The sequence below is a fragment of the Streptomyces nodosus genome, assembly GCF_008704995.1.
Classification (GTDB): Bacteria; Actinomycetota; Actinomycetes; order Streptomycetales; family Streptomycetaceae; genus Streptomyces; species Streptomyces nodosus.
Window position 1 is genome coordinate 4,654,536 of the sequence record NZ_CP023747.1, and the last position, 14,465, is coordinate 4,669,000.

General features: G+C 70.9%; 17 protein-coding genes. 8 read left to right on the forward strand and 9 right to left on the reverse strand.

The annotated features are described in order from the left end of the window. Nucleotides 1–97: 97 nt before the first annotated feature. Genes CP978_RS21065 through afsQ1 form a run of 3 tightly spaced genes read right to left on the reverse strand, consistent with a single transcriptional unit; the run spans nucleotide 98 to nucleotide 2,993 of the window. On the reverse strand, nucleotides 98–709 hold the full coding sequence (locus CP978_RS21065) for a hypothetical protein (RefSeq protein ID WP_043443308.1): 612 nt from the start codon (nucleotides 707–709) through the stop codon (nucleotides 98–100). Beyond that, complete coding sequence (locus CP978_RS21070; RefSeq protein ID WP_043443309.1) at nucleotides 706–2,319, reverse strand: sensor histidine kinase; 1,614 nt, start codon at nucleotides 2,317–2,319, stop codon at nucleotides 706–708. Before CP978_RS21070 ends, CP978_RS21065 begins: the two co-directional genes overlap by 4 nt. Continuing rightward, nucleotides 2,316–2,993, reverse strand: a complete 678-nt coding sequence (afsQ1, locus tag CP978_RS21075) for a two-component system response regulator AfsQ1 (protein WP_174498657.1) — start codon at nucleotides 2,991–2,993, stop codon at nucleotides 2,316–2,318. The genes CP978_RS21070 and afsQ1 overlap by 4 nt, the downstream gene beginning before the upstream one ends. 286 nt (nucleotides 2,994–3,279) lie before the next feature. On the opposite strand from afsQ1, the gene CP978_RS21080 reads away from it, so the two are divergent. Next, nucleotides 3,280–4,044 carry a SigE family RNA polymerase sigma factor gene (locus tag CP978_RS21080; protein ID WP_043443313.1) on the forward strand — a complete coding sequence of 255 codons (765 nt, stop codon included), beginning with the start codon at nucleotides 3,280–3,282 and terminating at the stop codon, nucleotides 4,042–4,044. Between the two features lie 220 nt (nucleotides 4,045–4,264). On the opposite strand, the gene CP978_RS21085 is transcribed toward CP978_RS21080, so the two are convergent. After that, a complete protein-coding gene (locus tag CP978_RS21085) occupies nucleotides 4,265–4,909 on the reverse strand; it encodes a uridine kinase family protein (RefSeq protein ID WP_227745421.1) in 645 nt (214 codons plus the stop codon). A 171-nt stretch (nucleotides 4,910–5,080) separates the two neighbouring features. Between CP978_RS21085 and CP978_RS21090 the strand changes: the two genes are divergently transcribed. After that, the gene (locus CP978_RS21090) at nucleotides 5,081–5,698 is read left to right on the forward strand and encodes an SUKH-4 family immunity protein (protein ID WP_043443317.1); all 618 of its coding nucleotides are present in this window, start codon (nucleotides 5,081–5,083) and stop codon (nucleotides 5,696–5,698) included. A 94-nt stretch (nucleotides 5,699–5,792) separates the two neighbouring features. Then, complete coding sequence (locus CP978_RS21095; RefSeq protein WP_043443319.1) at nucleotides 5,793–6,194, forward strand: hypothetical protein; 402 nt, start codon at nucleotides 5,793–5,795, stop codon at nucleotides 6,192–6,194. Between the two features lie 18 nt (nucleotides 6,195–6,212). On the opposite strand, the gene CP978_RS21100 is transcribed toward CP978_RS21095, so the two are convergent. Next, a complete protein-coding gene (locus tag CP978_RS21100; RefSeq protein WP_043443321.1) occupies nucleotides 6,213–6,422 on the reverse strand; it encodes a DUF397 domain-containing protein in 210 nt (69 codons plus the stop codon). Next, nucleotides 6,401–7,249: a helix-turn-helix domain-containing protein gene (locus CP978_RS21105; protein WP_043443323.1), complete on the reverse strand. Its 849-nt coding sequence runs from the start codon at nucleotides 7,247–7,249 to the stop codon at nucleotides 6,401–6,403. Before CP978_RS21105 ends, CP978_RS21100 begins: the two co-directional genes overlap by 22 nt. A gap of 229 nt (nucleotides 7,250–7,478) precedes the next feature. On the opposite strand from CP978_RS21105, the gene CP978_RS21110 reads away from it, so the two are divergent. Continuing rightward, the gene (locus CP978_RS21110) at nucleotides 7,479–7,784 is read left to right on the forward strand and encodes a hypothetical protein (RefSeq protein WP_052454219.1); all 306 of its coding nucleotides are present in this window, start codon (nucleotides 7,479–7,481) and stop codon (nucleotides 7,782–7,784) included. Nucleotides 7,785–7,879: 95 nt separating this feature from the next. Here CP978_RS21110 and CP978_RS21115 read toward each other — a convergent pair whose 3' ends face one another. Genes CP978_RS21115 through deoC form a run of 3 tightly spaced genes read right to left on the reverse strand, consistent with a single transcriptional unit; the run spans nucleotide 7,880 to nucleotide 11,225 of the window. After that, a complete protein-coding gene (locus tag CP978_RS21115) occupies nucleotides 7,880–8,794 on the reverse strand; it encodes an aldehyde dehydrogenase family protein (protein ID WP_043443325.1) in 915 nt (304 codons plus the stop codon). After that, complete coding sequence (locus CP978_RS21120; protein WP_043443327.1) at nucleotides 8,787–10,217, reverse strand: aldehyde dehydrogenase family protein; 1,431 nt, start codon at nucleotides 10,215–10,217, stop codon at nucleotides 8,787–8,789. Before CP978_RS21120 ends, CP978_RS21115 begins: the two co-directional genes overlap by 8 nt. Before the next feature lie 6 nt (nucleotides 10,218–10,223). Beyond that, on the reverse strand, nucleotides 10,224–11,225 hold the full coding sequence (gene deoC, locus CP978_RS21125; RefSeq protein ID WP_107070419.1) for a deoxyribose-phosphate aldolase: 1,002 nt from the start codon (nucleotides 11,223–11,225) through the stop codon (nucleotides 10,224–10,226). 182 nt (nucleotides 11,226–11,407) lie between these two features. On the opposite strand from deoC, the gene CP978_RS21130 reads away from it, so the two are divergent. The 4 genes from CP978_RS21130 to pstC all read left to right on the forward strand — a co-directional run bounded on the left by CP978_RS21130 (nucleotide 11,408) and on the right by pstC (nucleotide 14,463). Then, entirely contained in the window at nucleotides 11,408–12,061 is a 654-nt protein-coding gene (locus CP978_RS21130; protein WP_043443329.1) for a PH domain-containing protein, read from the forward strand. Nucleotides 12,062–12,408: 347 nt separating this feature from the next. Continuing rightward, a complete protein-coding gene (locus CP978_RS21135; RefSeq protein ID WP_144401473.1) occupies nucleotides 12,409–12,756 on the forward strand; it encodes a hypothetical protein in 348 nt (115 codons plus the stop codon). A gap of 125 nt (nucleotides 12,757–12,881) precedes the next feature. Then, a complete protein-coding gene (locus tag CP978_RS21140) occupies nucleotides 12,882–13,121 on the forward strand; it encodes a PIN domain-containing protein (RefSeq protein ID WP_063839069.1) in 240 nt (79 codons plus the stop codon). 307 nt (nucleotides 13,122–13,428) lie between these two features. Then, the gene (gene pstC / locus CP978_RS21145; RefSeq protein WP_052454220.1) at nucleotides 13,429–14,463 is read left to right on the forward strand and encodes a phosphate ABC transporter permease subunit PstC; all 1,035 of its coding nucleotides are present in this window, start codon (nucleotides 13,429–13,431) and stop codon (nucleotides 14,461–14,463) included. Nucleotides 14,464–14,465: the final 2 nt, after the last annotated feature.

Here is a 14,465-nt window from a genome sequence, read left to right on the forward strand (position 1 = left end):
CGGGCTCCGGCGGGATCGGTTCCGGAAGGCACCGCCGCAGATGAGTGGCCAAACACACGTACGGACCTTCGGGGGCCGGCGACCGGACGGTCCCGGCTCAGGGTCCGGTCACCTCGTGCGAGGGCGGGGGCACCGCGCCCGGCCGGGACCGTACCTCGTCGGTGCATTCATAGCGGCGCGGCGGCTGCCGGTCCGGGCCGCCGAGCAGCACGGTCCCGTCGTCGGCGGTGGTCGCCTCCGAGTCGGCGAAGGTGCAGACGATCTGCGCGAGGGCGAACGAGGTGAGGTCCTGCACCGGGGTGCTCAGCCGGAAGGTGTCCTCCGGGTCCGTGCCGTACGGCCCGCTCACCCGGATGTCGGCGGCCACGTCCGTCGTATAGCCCGCCTGCCGCTCCGTGGCGGGCGTCATGGCGAGCTGGTCGACCAGCCCCTGTGCCACCAGCACCCGCCGTTTCACTTCCGCCGTGCCGTCGGGTATGCGCATCGAACGGTCCACGGTGACCAGCTGTGAGGCGCACAGCAGGAAGACCTGGACGGGTATGCCCGGGCCCGCCTGCGGGGACGGGTGGGTGCCGGACAGCGCGCAGGGCACCCGGGACGGTGCGGGGCCGAAGTCCGTCGGCACCTGGGTGGAACGTATGCCGCAGCCGGTCAGCAGCACGGCCAGCAGCGGTACGGCCAGCCAGGGGCGTGCGCCACGTGCTCTCATCGGGCGTTCCCCTCCGTGCCGTTCCCGTTGCCGTCCCCGTTCCTGTCTCCGTCCCCGTTCCGGTGGGCGTCCCGGTCGCCCTCCTCCTCCGCGATCAGCGGTGCGGTGTGGCGCGGCAGGCGCAGGGTGAAGACCGCTCCGCCCTCCGGGGAGTTGGCGGCCGTGATGTCGCCGCCGTGGATGTGCGCGTTCTCCAGCGCGATGGACAGTCCGAGGCCGCTGCCCTCGGAGCGCGGACGTGAGGCGCTCGCCTTGTAGAAGCGGTCGAAGACATGCGGCAGGACCTCCTCGGGGATGCCGGGGCCCCGGTCCTGTACCTCGATCACCAGCTCCTCGCTCTCCTCGCGCACCGACACCCGGACCGGCGAACCGCCGTGCTTGAGGGCGTTGCCGATCAGGTTGGCGAGGATCACGTCCAGGCGGCGCGGGTCGAGGAGGGCCATGATGCCGCGCTCGGCGTCCAGCTCGACGGCGTCCAGCCAGGCGCGGGCGTCGATGCACGCGGTGATCTGGTCGGCGATGTCCACGTCGTCCTGGACCAGCCGGGCGGTGCCCGCGTCGAAGCGGGTGACCTCCATCAGGTTCTCGACGAGGTCGTTCAGCCGCCGGGTCTCGCTGACCACGAGCCGCACGGCCGGCTCGATCATCGGGTCCACGCTGCCGGTCTCCGCGTCCAGCTCCTCCTCCAGGACCTCGGTGACGGCCGTGATCGCGGTGAGCGGCGTACGCAGTTCATGGGACATGTCGGCGACGAACCGGCGGGAGGCCTCCTCGCGGGAGCTCATGTCCGCGACCTTCTTCTCCAGGGACTCCGCGGCACGGTTGAACGTCCTGGACAGGTCGGCGAGTTCATCGGTGCCGGAGACCCGCAGCCGGGTGTCCAGCTGGCCCTCGCCCAGCCGCCGTGCCGCGATGCCGAGGCGGTGCACCGGCTTCAGCACGGTGGTGGCGGCCGCCTGGGCGAGCAGGGCCGAGCCGATCAGGGCCAGCCCGGTGGCGATGCCCAGCGACCAGGCGAGGGAGTTGAGGTCCTTGGCCTCCGGCTCCAGGGACTTGAGCATGTAGCCGGTCGGGCCGCCGCCGATCACCTTGGCGCCGCCCACCAGATAGGGCTTGCCGCCGTCCACGATCCGCTGCCAGTACAGGTGATAGGCGTCCTTGTTGTTCGCGGACACCGGCTGCTGCTTGTTCACCGCCTTCTGCAGGGACGCGGGCACGTCCTGGAGGGTGAAGGTGTCCAGGTCGGAGTTGCCGACCACGGTGTTGCCGTGCTCGTCGGTGGCGAGCAGCAGCACGCTGAAGCGCTGGCTGCTGTTCGCCATCTGCCCGGCGGTGTGCTGGAGTTCGTCCTGCGTCGGATGCACCGGGAGCGAGCTCGCCCGGTTCTGCATCTCCTGCTCGAAGTCGCGCAGCACCGCGTCCTGGGCGCGGGTGAGGACGGCCTCACGGTTGAGCCAGTACGCGATGCCGGACGCCGACACGGCGGCGGTCAGCGCGACGAGTCCGAAGACCACGACCAGACGCAGTCTGAGGCTGGTGAAACGGAGCCGTGACTGTACGGCCCTGCGTGCGGCGGACCAGCCGCCGGGTTCCGCCTGCGGTTCGGTCACTGAGGGGCGTCCAGCCGGTAGCCGACCCCACGGACCGTACGGATCAGGGTGGGGGAGGAGGGGATGTCCTCGACCTTGGCGCGCAGCCGCTGCACACAGGCGTCGACCAGGCGTGAGTCGCCGAGGTAGTCGTGCTCCCACACCAGCCGCAGCAACTGCTGCCGGGACAGCGCCTGCCCGGGTCTGCGGCTCAGCTCCAGCAGCAGCCGCAGCTCGGTCGGCGTGAGCTGCAGGTCCTCGCCGTTCTTGGTGACCGTCATCGCGGCCCGGTCGATGACGAGGCTGCCGAAGGTCGCCGAGTCGTTGGCCTCGCGTTCGCCGCGGCGCAGCACGGCCCGGATCCGGGCGTCGAGCACGCGCCCCTGCACGGGCTTGACGACATAGTCGTCGGCACCGGACTCCAGCCCGACCACGACGTCGATGTCGTCACTGCGCGCGGTCAGCAGGATGATCGGCAGCTGATCGGTGCGCCGGATGCGCCGGCACACCTCGAAGCCGTCGATGCCCGGCAGCATCACGTCCAGCACGATCAGGTCCGGCCGCTGCTCGCGCAGCAGCTGAAGTCCGTCCTCGCCGGTGGCAGCGGTGGCCACGCGGTGTCCCTGGCGCGTCAGAGAGAGCTCCAGGGCCGTCCGGATGGCGTCGTCGTCCTCGATCAGCAACAGGGAAGGCACAGGGGCCATTCTGGCGTATGCCGGGCCTCTCTTTCGACTGCACCCGGACTTCGTCCGTGAGACCCCGGCCCCCGGTCGCGCCGGGCGGGTCCGGGCCGCACTCCGGCGGTACGGATGCGTAACCGGATGACTCTGCGCCGTGACTGGCGGGTAACGGGGGCGCGGATCACCCCTGTGACAGGTCTGTGACAGTCGGAGGACACGGTCATGAAGTGACCCCGGCAGGATTTTCGGCACAGGCAAGGAAGCAAGCCGGACACCGGGACTCCAGGATGGGGGGCGCGAGATGAGCACGCTGCACAGCGTCGGCGCGAGCACAGTGGTCACCCGTCTGCACGATGTCATCCGGAACGCGGAGAAGTCCGGTGCCGTGGGAGGCGCCCTGTGTGCTCGTGGCACCGGGCGCCAGCACGGCGCGTCGTCCGCTCCGCAGGGGCGCCACACCTGCCGGTCAGTGGTCGACGTGTGTACGGGGGAGTCGCACGGGGGAGCGTCGTACGGGGAGGAACCGGGGGAGCGTCGTTCGACGGCGGAGGCGGAGTTCACCGCCTATGTCGAGGAGCGCCGCGCCTCCCTGTACGCCACCGCCTACCACCTGACCGGTGACCGCTTCGAGGCCGAGGATCTGCTGCAGAGCGCGCTGTTCTCGACGTACCGGGCCTGGGACCGGATCAGCGACAAGGCCGCCGTGGGGGGATACCTGCGGCGGACGATGACCAATCTGCACATCAGCGCGTGGCGTCGCCGCAAGCTGAACGAATATCCGACCGAGGAGCTCCCGGAGACCGCCGGTGACACGGACGCGATGCGCGGCACCGAGCTGCGCGCCGTCCTGTGGCAGGCGCTCGCCCGGGTGCCGGAACTCCAGCGCACCATGCTGGTCCTGCGTTACTACGAGGGCCGTACGGACCCGGAGATCGCGGACATCCTCGGTATCAGTGTCGGCACGGTGAAGTCGAGCATCTGGCGGTCCCTGCGCCGGATGCGCGAGGACGAGGCTCTGAGCTTCGGCCGTGACCAGGAGGAGTCCTTCGGCGAGCTCGTCGCCTGAGGGATCGGGGGAAACAGGGGAAACGGGGGAATCGGGGGAAGCACGGGGGAGCGCCGCTCCGGGGGAACACCGGGGGAAGTGCGGGGCGGCGGCAGGGGGGAAACGGGGTCACGGGGGACCACGGGGGAGCACCAGGGAGCGGGACTGGCAGGGCCGGGGGGCCCGTCCAGTCCCGTTTCTCGTTCGTCCGGCCTCGGCCGGTGCCGTCGCCGGTGCGGCCTCAGGGGGTGGCTGCGGTGTCCACCGTCGACACGCGCCGGCCCGCCGCCGCTGCAGCCAGCCTGCTCAGTGCCTCGTCCCGGTCGCAGGCCGAGGCGCCCAGGGATGTCTGGCGGGCGATGATCGACCGCTCCGCGCGCATCAGCCGCCATCCGCGGCGCAGCAGGAACGGGACCGACTTGCGGCCCTCCTTGAGATCCCGCGCGAAGCGGCGGCGGAAGGTGGTGAAGGGGCCCCGGGTCAGACACAGCGCATCGGCCAGGACGCCGAGTTCGTGGCAGCGCCGCACGATCTCGGCGGCGAAGATGCCCTCCGCGACGAACACCGGGGTGCGGCCGATGTCCAGGGTCGCCTCCCCGGTCCGCGCGCTCAGCGAGATGTCGTACACCGGCACCGTCGTACGGCTCCCGGCGCACAGCTCGGTGATGGCCCGGACCGCCTCGTCCGCGTCCCAGGACTCCGGATGGTCCCAGTCGATGTCCGAACTCCCCTCCACCAGCGGCAGCGTGGGGTCGTCGCCCTCCTTGTAGAAGTCGTCGAGCCGCAGCACGGGCAGCCCGGCGAGGGCGGCGACCAGGGACTTGCCGGATCCGGAGGGACCACAGAGCAGCACGACGCGGGCGGGGGCCGGGGGATGAAGACTCACGAGACACCAGTCTGACGCATCACGTTCACCGGAGCGACGGGCGGGTCCGAGTTCGAGTTCGATGCCCGGCGTATCAGCCGTCTGACGGCCGTCGCGGCCGGAGGCATAGGGTGGAGAGCCGGTAAGGCTGCCACCGTGAGGGGTCGGTGATCACCGTTCGGAGCTCTGGCTGTGCTTTTTGATGTCACCCGGAGCGAACTCACCGACATCTTCGGCGAGGACCGGATCGCGACCGTGCCCGCCACCGCATTCCCGCCCGCCGCCGCAGACACCGAGGGCGCCCGCCTCCTGCAGATCGTCGGCGCCCCCACCGGGACGCTCCTGCTGCGCCGGCCCGACGAGGACGACGGCTTGCTGCCCCTCGTCCAGGACGTCGTCCACGTCGAGGACTTCGAAGGCGCAGCGGAGGGCGCCGGTGACTGGCCCGTCATCGGCTGGCTTCTCAACGCGTATCTCACCCTCGACCCCGTATCCGGCAAGGTGCACGCCTTCGACCCCGATGAGGGGACCGTGCGGGAACTCCACACGGACGTCTCCTCCCTCGTCCAGGTTGCCCTCCGGTTCCAGCGCCTGCTGGAGGAGTTCACCTTCAGCGGCGACGAGGACGACGAGGAGGCCGACTTCGAGCGCCTGGGCGGCGAGGTCGATCGCATTCGTGAGGAGACGAGCAGCGTCGATCCGCTCCCCTTCCAGGACGACGAGACCGTCTGGTCGGTGGTGGGCGATGAGATCGCCATGGGTCGGCGTTTCAAGGGCGACAGCCCGGGGGGCCGCTCGCTCCACCGGTGATCGGCCGGTGGGTTCGAGTTGAGTGCGCTACGCGCTTTCAACTACCGTGAGTGTCGACATGATTACCCTTGGCAGTGAGAAGGTGGCATCGCTCATGGCACGACACGCCTCCCCCAAGAACCCCACCGCCCGGCGGGCGCTCCTCGCCGTCGCGACCGCGGGCGCCGCACTGGGGGCGGGTGCGGCCACGGCGTCGGCGGCCACCGGTCCGGTGCTCGATGTGATGCCCACCCGGCCCGCCCTGGTCGGTGACATCGACCCCCAGGAGGGGCTGCCGGCGGCGACGGGGGCGGTCGGGCATGCCACCGGTACGGTCGCGGGCCTCAAGCCCAACCCGCTGGCGGGCACGGGCGTCGACCCGCTCGACAACGGGGTCGCCACCCAGGTCGCCGACTTCGCGCCGCTGTCCTCCCGGTCCCTCACCGGCCCGGTGGCCCAGGCGCCGTCCCTGGGCAGTGTGCCGGTCGTCGGCCAGTTGCTCGGGTCGGTGCGCTGACGCCGGCGCGCGGATGCCTTACAGGCAGCCGTTCTTGACGCCGTCGACGAACGGCTGCCAGGCCGCCCCGTCCAGCATCAGGACGGGGCCGGCCGTGTTCTTGCTGTCGCGGACGGGGACGGTGCCGGGGGTGTCGTCGCATACCTCGACACACTCATCCCCTTGCTCGCCCCCGCTGTAGGAGGACGTGCGCCAGCGTGTGGTGCTCAGGTCCGGGGTGGCTCGCATGGCTCGTAAATCTCCAACGTCGTTGTGATCAACGCCGCGGACTCCCTTGGGGAGAGGGCGCAGGCCTTCTTGTGATCGTACTCTCGCACGCGTCGCGTGACGGTTTCCCGGTCGTCGAAGGTTTCGCCGTACCCGAAGCTCTCCTGGTACGCGGTGGTGGAGTTGTCCGGGAGGGTGAGCAGGATGAGTGTGCCGCTCATCAGGGCACATGTATCCGCTCCGTAGGGAGCTACCTGGATCGTGGTGTGCCGTGTGTACGCCAGCGGCAGCAGCGCTCTGAGCTGTTCGCGCATCACCGCCGGACCGCCCACGACCTGCCGCAGGGTTGCCTCACTGAGGATCCACCAGAAGTCCGGCGGGCACGTCCGCCGGAGGATCTCCTGGCGGCCCAGACGGGCGGCCACCAGGCCCTCGATCTCCTCGGGGCTCCTGCCCGGCTCGGCCTCGGTGAACAGCGTGCGCATATAAGCCTCTGTCTGCAGCAGGCCGGGGATCAGGCTCGCGCCGAACGCCTGGATCCGCGCTGCCCGGGCCTCCAGTTCCAGACAGTGATCGAACCTTCGAGGTGTGTGCTCCCGCTTCACCGTCCCCCACAGCCCCTGGAACAACTCCCCCGTCCCGAAGGCCGCGTCCAGCTTCTCGGAGATCGGTGGCAACGGGAGCCGTTCCCCGGTCTCGACCCCGTGCAGATGGGTCTTGCTGTAGTTGACGATGTCCGACAGCCGGTCCAGCGACAGCCCCGCGATGCGGCGTTGGCGGCGGAGCTCCACGCCGTAGAGGTCGCGGGCGGAGTGCGCGGGGTCGAGTTCGCGGGCGGGCTGGCTCATCGTGGGGCTCCCTTGCCGTGTGGACGCGCCGTGTCGTTCCGGATCCCCGAGGGGGACACCGGTACCGTCCAACGCTAGTCGCGGTCGGTGACAGTCTGGGTGCGAACGGTGAAAAGGGGCAGGTGAGAGCTGTTCCGTAATCGGGTTCGGAACGGTGTCATCCTGTCCGACGGCGGTGTCGGGACCCGACGCTGAGGGTGTGAACAGCACGAACGCAGCGGAGGCACCCTTGGCATCCGAAGGACGTACGGCGACGGACGCGACGGCACACACCCCGGGCACGGGCGGGCAGGTCGAGCGCGCGGAGCCCCGGATTCCGGTCGGCTGGCTCGCTCAGGACACGCGGCGGGAGCGGCGCGGGGTCGTGATGGACCACCTGGACGGGTTCGTTTGGCTGCGACCGGTCGGTGGCGGCAGGGAGTGGACGGCGCGCCCCGGTGATGTGCGGCCGCTGCACGACCCCGAGCACGCGGAGGCGCGGTTGCGGGCGCGGGTGGCCGACGCCAACGCCCGTAGCAGGGGGGAGATCCTGTGACGGCCTGAGCGGCCCGCACTCAGGGGAAAAGGGAGGAGGGCCGCGTCTCCGTCGGGCGGGGGTGAGGAGACGCGGCCCTCCTGGGGGGAGGTGGCTCAGTAGGAGGAACCGGAGGCGCCCAGGGAGCCGGTCGGGTGCCAGACCGTCTTGGTCTCCAGGAAGGCCGTCAGGCGCTCGATGCCCGGAGTCGCGACGTAATCCACAGGCTGTGGACGGAGGACGCGCTTGAGGTTGTCCGCCGCCGCGATCTCCAGTTCCTTCGCCAGCGCCTCGTCGGCGCCGGTCAGGTCGATCGCGTTGACGTCCTGGTGTGCGGCCAGCGGGGCGGCGATCTCCGCCGTACGGCCGGACAGCACGTTGACGACACCGCCGGGCAGGTCGGAGGTGGCCAGCACCTCGCCCAGCGACAGCGCCGGGAGCGGGGCGTTCTCACTCGCGATCACCACCGCCGTGTTGCCGGTCGCGATCACCGGGGCGATCACCGAGACCAGGCCCAGGAAGGACGACTCCTGCGGAGCGAGGACCGCGACCACACCCGTCGGCTCGGGGGAGGAGAGGTTGAAGAAGGGGCCCGCCACCGGGTTGGCGCCGCCGACCACCTGGGCGATCTTGTCGGTCCAGCCCGCGTACCAGACCCAGCGGTCGATCGCCGCGTCGACCTGCGCGGCCGCCTTGGCCTTGGACAGGCCCTCGGACTCGGCGACCTCGCGGACGAACTGCTCGCGGCGGCCCTCCAGCATCTCCGCGATGCGATAGAGGATCTGGCCCCTGTTGTACGCGGTCGCGCCGGACCACGCCCCGAACGCCTTGCGTGCGGCGACCACCGCGTCACGGGCGTCCTTGCGGGACGACAGCGGTGCGTTCGCCAGCCAGTTGCCCTTGGAGTCGCTCACCTCGTACACCCGGCCGCTCTCGGAACGCGGGAACTTGCCGCCCACGTACAGCTTGTAGGTCTTGAAGACCGAAAGTCGCGGTTCGGTCGGCACAGACTTCTCGGACTTCTCAGACATCGAGGTACGCCTCCAGGCCGTGGCGGCCGCCCTCGCGGCCGAAGCCCGACTCCTTGTAACCGCCGAACGGCGAGGTCGGGTCGAACTTGTTGAACGTGTTGGACCAGATCACGCCCGCGCGGAGCTTGCTCGCCACCGCCAGGATGCGGGAGCCCTTCTCGGTCCAGATGCCCGCCGACAGGCCGTACTGCGTGTTGTTGGCCTTGGCCACGGCCTCCTCCGGGGTGCGGAAGGTCAGCACGGACAGCACCGGGCCGAAGATCTCGTCGCGGGCGATGGTGTGGGCCTGGGTGACGCCGGTGAACAGTGTCGGGGCGAACCAGTAGCCGGACGAGGGAAGTTCGCAGGCCGGGGACCAGCGCTCGGCGCCCTCCGCCTCGCCCTGCTCGGCGAGCGCGGTGATCCGGGTCAGCTGCTCGGCGGAGTTGATCGCGCCGATGTCGGTGTTCTTGTCCAGCGGGTCGCCGAGGCGGAGCGTGGACAGCCGGCGCTTGAGGGACTCCAGCAGCTCGTCCTGGATCGACTCCTGCACCAGCAGACGGGAGCCCGCACAGCAGACCTGGCCCTGGTTGAAGAAGATGCCGGTCACGATGCCCTCGACGGCCTGGTCGATCGGGGCGTCGTCGAAGACGATGTTGGCGCCCTTGCCGCCCAGTTCGAGGGTGACCTTCTTGCGGGTGCCCGCGACCGTGCGGGCGATCTCCTTGCCGACGGCGGTGGAGCCGGTGAAGGCGACCTTGTTCACATCCGGGTGCGCGACCAGCGCGGCGCCCGCGTCACCGTAGCCGGGGACGATGTTGACCACGCCCTTGGGCAGCCCCGCCTGGCGGCAGATGTCCGCGAAGAACAGCGCCGACAGCGGAGTGGTCTCCGCCGGCTTGAGCACGACGGTGTTGCCGGTGGCCAGCGCCGGGGCGATCTTCCAGGCCAGCATCAGCAGCGGGAAGTTCCAGGGGATGACCTGGCCGGCCACACCGAGCGGCCGGGGGCTCGCCCCGAAGCCCGCGTGGTCCAGCTTGTCGGCCCAGCCCGCGTAGTAGAAGAAGTGCGCTGCGACCAGGGGCAGGTCGGCGTCGCGGGTCTCCCTGATCGGCTTGCCGTTGTCCAGCGTCTCCAGGACCGCCAGCTCACGGCTGCGCTCCTGGACGATACGGGCGATGCGGAAGAGGTACTTGGCCCGCTCGGAGCCGGGCAGCGCCGACCATGTCCCGAAGGCCTTGCGGGCGGCCTTCACCGCGCGGTCGATGTCCGCCTCACCGGCCTGGGCGACCTCGGAGAGCATCTCCTCGGTGGAGGGGCTGACCGTCTTGAAGACCCGGCCGTCGGCCGCCTCGGTGAACTCGCCGTCGATGAACAGGCCGTACGAGGGCGCGATGTCGACGATCGCGCGGGACTCGGGGGCGGGTGCGTATGCGAAAGACATGGGGGATCAGTCCACCGTCACATAGTCGGGACCGGAGTAGCGGCCGGTGGCCAGCTTCTGGCGCTGCATCAGCAGATCGTTCAGGAGCGAGGAGGCGCCGAAGCGGAACCAGTGGTTGTCCAGCCAGTCCTCGCCGGCGGTCTCGTTGACCAGGACCAGGAACTTGACGGCGTCCTTGGAGGTGCGGATGCCGCCCGCCGGCTTCACACCGATCTGGATGCCGGTCTGGGCGCGGAAGTCGCGGACGGCCTCCAGCATGAGCAGGGTGTTCGCGGGCGTGGCGTTGACGGCGACCTTGCCGGTGGAGGTCTTGATGAAGTCGGCGCCGGCCAGCATGCCGAGCCAGCTCGCGCGCCGGATGTTGTCGTACGTCGACAGCTCACCGGTCTCGAAGATGACCTTCAGCCGGGCCCGCTGCCCACAGGCCTCCTTGACGGCGACGATCTCCTCGTACACCTTCATGTACCGGCCCGAGAGGAACGCCCCGCGGTCGATGACCATGTCGATCTCGTCGGCGCCCGCGGCCACCGCCTCGCGCACATCGCCCAGCTTCACCTCGAGGGCGGCACGGCCCGCAGGGAAGGCGGTGGCGACGGAGGCGACCTTCACCCCGGAGCCCGCGACGGCCTCCTTGGCGACGGCCACCATGTCGGGGTAGACGCAGACGGCCGCGGTGGTGGGAGCCGTGCGGTCCGTCGGGTCGGGGTGGGCCGCCTTGGCGCCGAGCGACCGGACCTTGCCCGGGGTGTCCGCGCCTTCCAGCGTCGTCAGATCGACCATCGAGATGGCGAGGTCGATGGCGTACGCCTTCGCGGTGGTCTTGATGGAACGGGTGCCGAGGGAGGCGGCGCGCGCCTCCAGGCCGACCGCGTCGACGCCGGGCAGCCCGTGGAGGAAGCGGCGCAGCGTGCTGTCCGACGAGGCGACGTCCGAGAGCGGGTGCGCGGGGGCGCCACCCTGCTCGCCGAGCGAAGCCGGGAGCCTGGGAGAGGATGCAGTGGTGGGCATGGTCACCAGGCGAGCATATCTACGCGCGTAGCGGCTGTACAGCCCCTCTGGGGAATCCTGACGCGGCCCGGACACCGGCCGGTCACGGCCCGGACACACCGCGGATACGGGCGCACACCGTGCGGGCCTCGGTTGCGTACCGGGCGCCGGGGTCCTGCCGCCCGTCGTGCAGAATCGGGTGCATGACGACCCCGGACCACCAGGCGCCCGCGCCGGACCCCTCGGCCCCCGAGTACCAGGACCGCATCTACCGGTCGCCCGCCGGGATCGCGGCCGGTGTGCTGCTGCTGGCCGTGGTGCTCTGGCTCGGTATCGACGCGCTGGTCGTCGGGCACGGCCGCACGCCCTGGCTGGCGCTCGCCGGGATGATCCTGGTGATCCCGCTCATCGTCGCCTTCACCCTGCGCCCGGCCGTGTACGCGAGCGAGGAGCGGCTGCGCATCCGCAACCCGTTCCGGGTGATCGTGCTGCCCTGGGGCTCGCTCTCCGCGCTGCGCTCCGGCTACTCCAACGAGGCCGTCGCCACCGGCGGCACCAGGTACCAGCTGTGGGCGCTGCCCGTGTCCCTGCGCGCGCGCAACAAGGCGGCCCGGCAGCAGTCCCGTTCCCAGGGCCAGGAGGGCCGCGGTGCGGCGGGCGGCTCGCCGACGGCGGCCCCGGCCGGGCCGGTGCGCGCCAGGACCGACCAGACCATGGACGAGCTGCGCGAGCTGTCCCAGCGCCACCAGAAGTCCGAGCGCGCCCAGGGCGAGCCGAGCGTGCGCTGGGCGTACGAGGTGCTCGGACCGGCGGCGGCCGGCGCGGTGCTGCTGGTGATCCTGGTGGCGCTGGGCTGAGGCGCGGGGCCCCCTGCTACCGCCCCTCCGCGCCCTCCGGATCGTGGTCGGGCCCGACTCCGTACCGTCCGGATCGTGGACGGTGCCCGGCCCCCGCAAACGGTTTCCCTCCGGCCGGACGGGTGCCTCTTCCTTGCCTAGGGGTGTCCAAGGGAACACATCGACATGAACCGTGACCCGGTGTGATCGGTTTGTCCCGGACCGGTCAGCGCGGCCTCAGTAGATTGAACAGGCCGCACAGAGGCCGCCCAGGGGGCCCTTGCCTGCGGCTCTCTCTTCGGGCGGTGGGGGTGGGACGTGTCATGGCACGGTCGGAGGGGGCGGCGAGACATGCCGTTACCGTGGGAATGCGATGTCAGATCGACATCGATGTCCGGGGCCGGTTCGGCTGGCGGCTGGTGGCGTCGAACGGGCGCTCTTTAGCCGTGTCGGCGACGGCCCATGAGTCACATGAACGGTGCCGGGCGGCCTTCACGGCGATGTGCGCCCGGCACGCCATGGCGGGCGGCGGGGTCCAGCACACCGCCGAGGGCGGCGGCTGGGTGTGGTTCGTCTGGGACGGCGGCGGCCGGCCCGTGGCGACCTCCGCACGCGCCTACGAACGCCATGCGACCTGCCGGGCCTCCTACGAACGCTTCCGCGCACTGCTGGCGGCCCTCGACCCCGCGGGACCGGAACTCTGGGGCGAGAGCTGACCCGAGCAGCGGCGCCACCCGCGTATGCTCCTCCCCCGCTCGAGCGAAGCCGAGCGGGGGAGGAGCCCCGGGGAGCGCCCGAAAGTCCCGGGCTGGATGGCTTTGTGGACCGTGCATCGGCTGCTATGACGGTTCGCGAGGAAGCGCACCGCCTGCTGGACGCCCTGCCCGAGGACCGGCTGTCCGAAGCCGCGCGGGCCGCCGATCCGGTGGAACGGTACGCGGGTCTTCCCCTGGGAACAGCGGACGCCTTCGTCGTGGCCGTGGCGGAGAAGTTCCGTGCGGGCGGCATCGCGACGCTGGACCGCCGCCATTTCGGCATGGTCCGCCCCGCGCACGTGACTGCCTTCACCCTGCTTCCGTAGCAAGCTCTCGGCTCCTCGACCGCGCCAGGCGCGGACGGTCGGACACCGCGCGGACAGGGCCCGGTCGTTCACCAGCTCGCACCGTTCCGGGGGCGATGCCAGGGAAACGGCGGCCCGGCGCAGTCCGACCCCTTTGATCGCGCCGCGAGTTCGCCCACGACCAGGCGCGCGAACTCCTCCGCTCCGGGGCCCCCGCATTCACTCGGGGCCCCCAACTCCCGCCCCGCGGAGCGAAGTTCTCCCCAGGAAACCCCTCGTTCACCCCTTGGGGCGAGCAAGTCAACCAGGCACCCGGAGGTTCGGAGGCGTGCCGTTCAAAAAGAGACAGCCCTCGCTCGCCTCCGCCGAATCCGGCGCCCCGGCCGCCGACCTCCCCCGGCGGCTGTATGCCGACCCCGGTCTGCCCGACCGTGTCTTCCGCGCCGTCGCGCGCGGCGGAGGCGGTGCGGTGCTCGCCGTCATGCTGCTGGTCGGCGGGTTCCTGCTGTACCGGGCATGGCTGGCGTTCGACCGGGCCGGCTGGTCGTTCCTGACCACGGCCGCCTGGGAGCCGGACGCGGGCCACTTCGGCATCGCGGCCGTGCTCACGGGAACGGTCCTCATCGCCTGTGTCGCCGTCTGTGTCGCGGTGCCGCTGGCGACCGGCGCCGCGCTCTACATCTCCGAGTACGCCTCGCCCCGGCTGCGCCAGACCCTGATCAGCGTCGTCGACCTGATGGCCGCCGTGCCGTCGGTGGTCTACGGACTGTGGGGCCTGTTCCTGCTGGAGGGCAAGGTCATCCCGACCGCCCGCTGGATCTCCACGTACCTCGGCTGGATCCCGCTGTTCAAGGTGGACGGCGCCGATCCGGGGGACCCGCTGGCGCCCGAGACCGTCTACACCTCCTCGACCTTCATCGCCGGGCTGGTGGTGGGCATGATGATCGCGCCCATCATGTGCTCGATCATGCGCGAGGTCTTCTCGCAGGCCCCGGCCGGTGAGCGGGAGGGCGCCTATGCGCTCGGCGCGACCCGCTGGGGCATGATCCGCAGCGTCGTCCTGCCGTTCGGGAAGGGCGGCATGATCGGCGGCACCATGCTCGGGCTCGGCCGGGCGCTCGGCGAGACCATCGCCGTCTACATGATCATCTCGCAGGTGTTCGCCGTGCAGTGGCACATCCTGCAGTCCGGCACCAGCTCGGTCTCCTCGCTGATCGCCCTGCGCTACGGCGAGGCCACCGAGGTCGGCATGTCCGCCCTGATGGCCGCCGGGTTCTCGCTCTTCGTGATGACCCTGATCGTCAACTTCGCCGCCTCGTCCATCGTCGCCCGCAGCCGCTCCGGCGCGGCCAGCGAAGCCTGACC

Bases quoted from the DNA above. Each gene is read 5' to 3' on its own strand.
- CP978_RS21065 (WP_043443308.1), bottom strand. From the start codon at position 709: ATGAGAGCACGTGGCGCACGCCCCTGGCTGGCCGTACCGCTGCTGGCC.
- CP978_RS21080 (WP_043443313.1), top strand. From the start codon at position 3,280: ATGAGCACGCTGCACAGCGTCGGCGCGAGCACAGTGGTCACCCGTCTG.
- CP978_RS21095 (WP_043443319.1), top strand. From the start codon at position 5,793: ATGGCACGACACGCCTCCCCCAAGAACCCCACCGCCCGGCGGGCGCTC.
- CP978_RS21100 (WP_043443321.1), bottom strand. From the start codon at position 6,422: ATGCGAGCCACCCCGGACCTGAGCACCACACGCTGGCGCACGTCCTCC.
- CP978_RS21105 (WP_043443323.1), bottom strand. From the start codon at position 7,249: ATGAGCCAGCCCGCCCGCGAACTCGACCCCGCGCACTCCGCCCGCGAC.
- CP978_RS21115 (WP_043443325.1), bottom strand. From the start codon at position 8,794: ATGTCTGAGAAGTCCGAGAAGTCTGTGCCGACCGAACCGCGACTTTCG.
- CP978_RS21120 (WP_043443327.1), bottom strand. From the start codon at position 10,217: ATGTCTTTCGCATACGCACCCGCCCCCGAGTCCCGCGCGATCGTCGAC.
- deoC (WP_107070419.1), bottom strand. From the start codon at position 11,225: ATGCCCACCACTGCATCCTCTCCCAGGCTCCCGGCTTCGCTCGGCGAG.
- CP978_RS21130 (WP_043443329.1), top strand. From the start codon at position 11,408: ATGACGACCCCGGACCACCAGGCGCCCGCGCCGGACCCCTCGGCCCCC.
- CP978_RS21135 (WP_144401473.1), top strand. From the start codon at position 12,409: ATGCGATGTCAGATCGACATCGATGTCCGGGGCCGGTTCGGCTGGCGG.
- CP978_RS21140 (WP_063839069.1), top strand. From the start codon at position 12,882: ATGACGGTTCGCGAGGAAGCGCACCGCCTGCTGGACGCCCTGCCCGAG.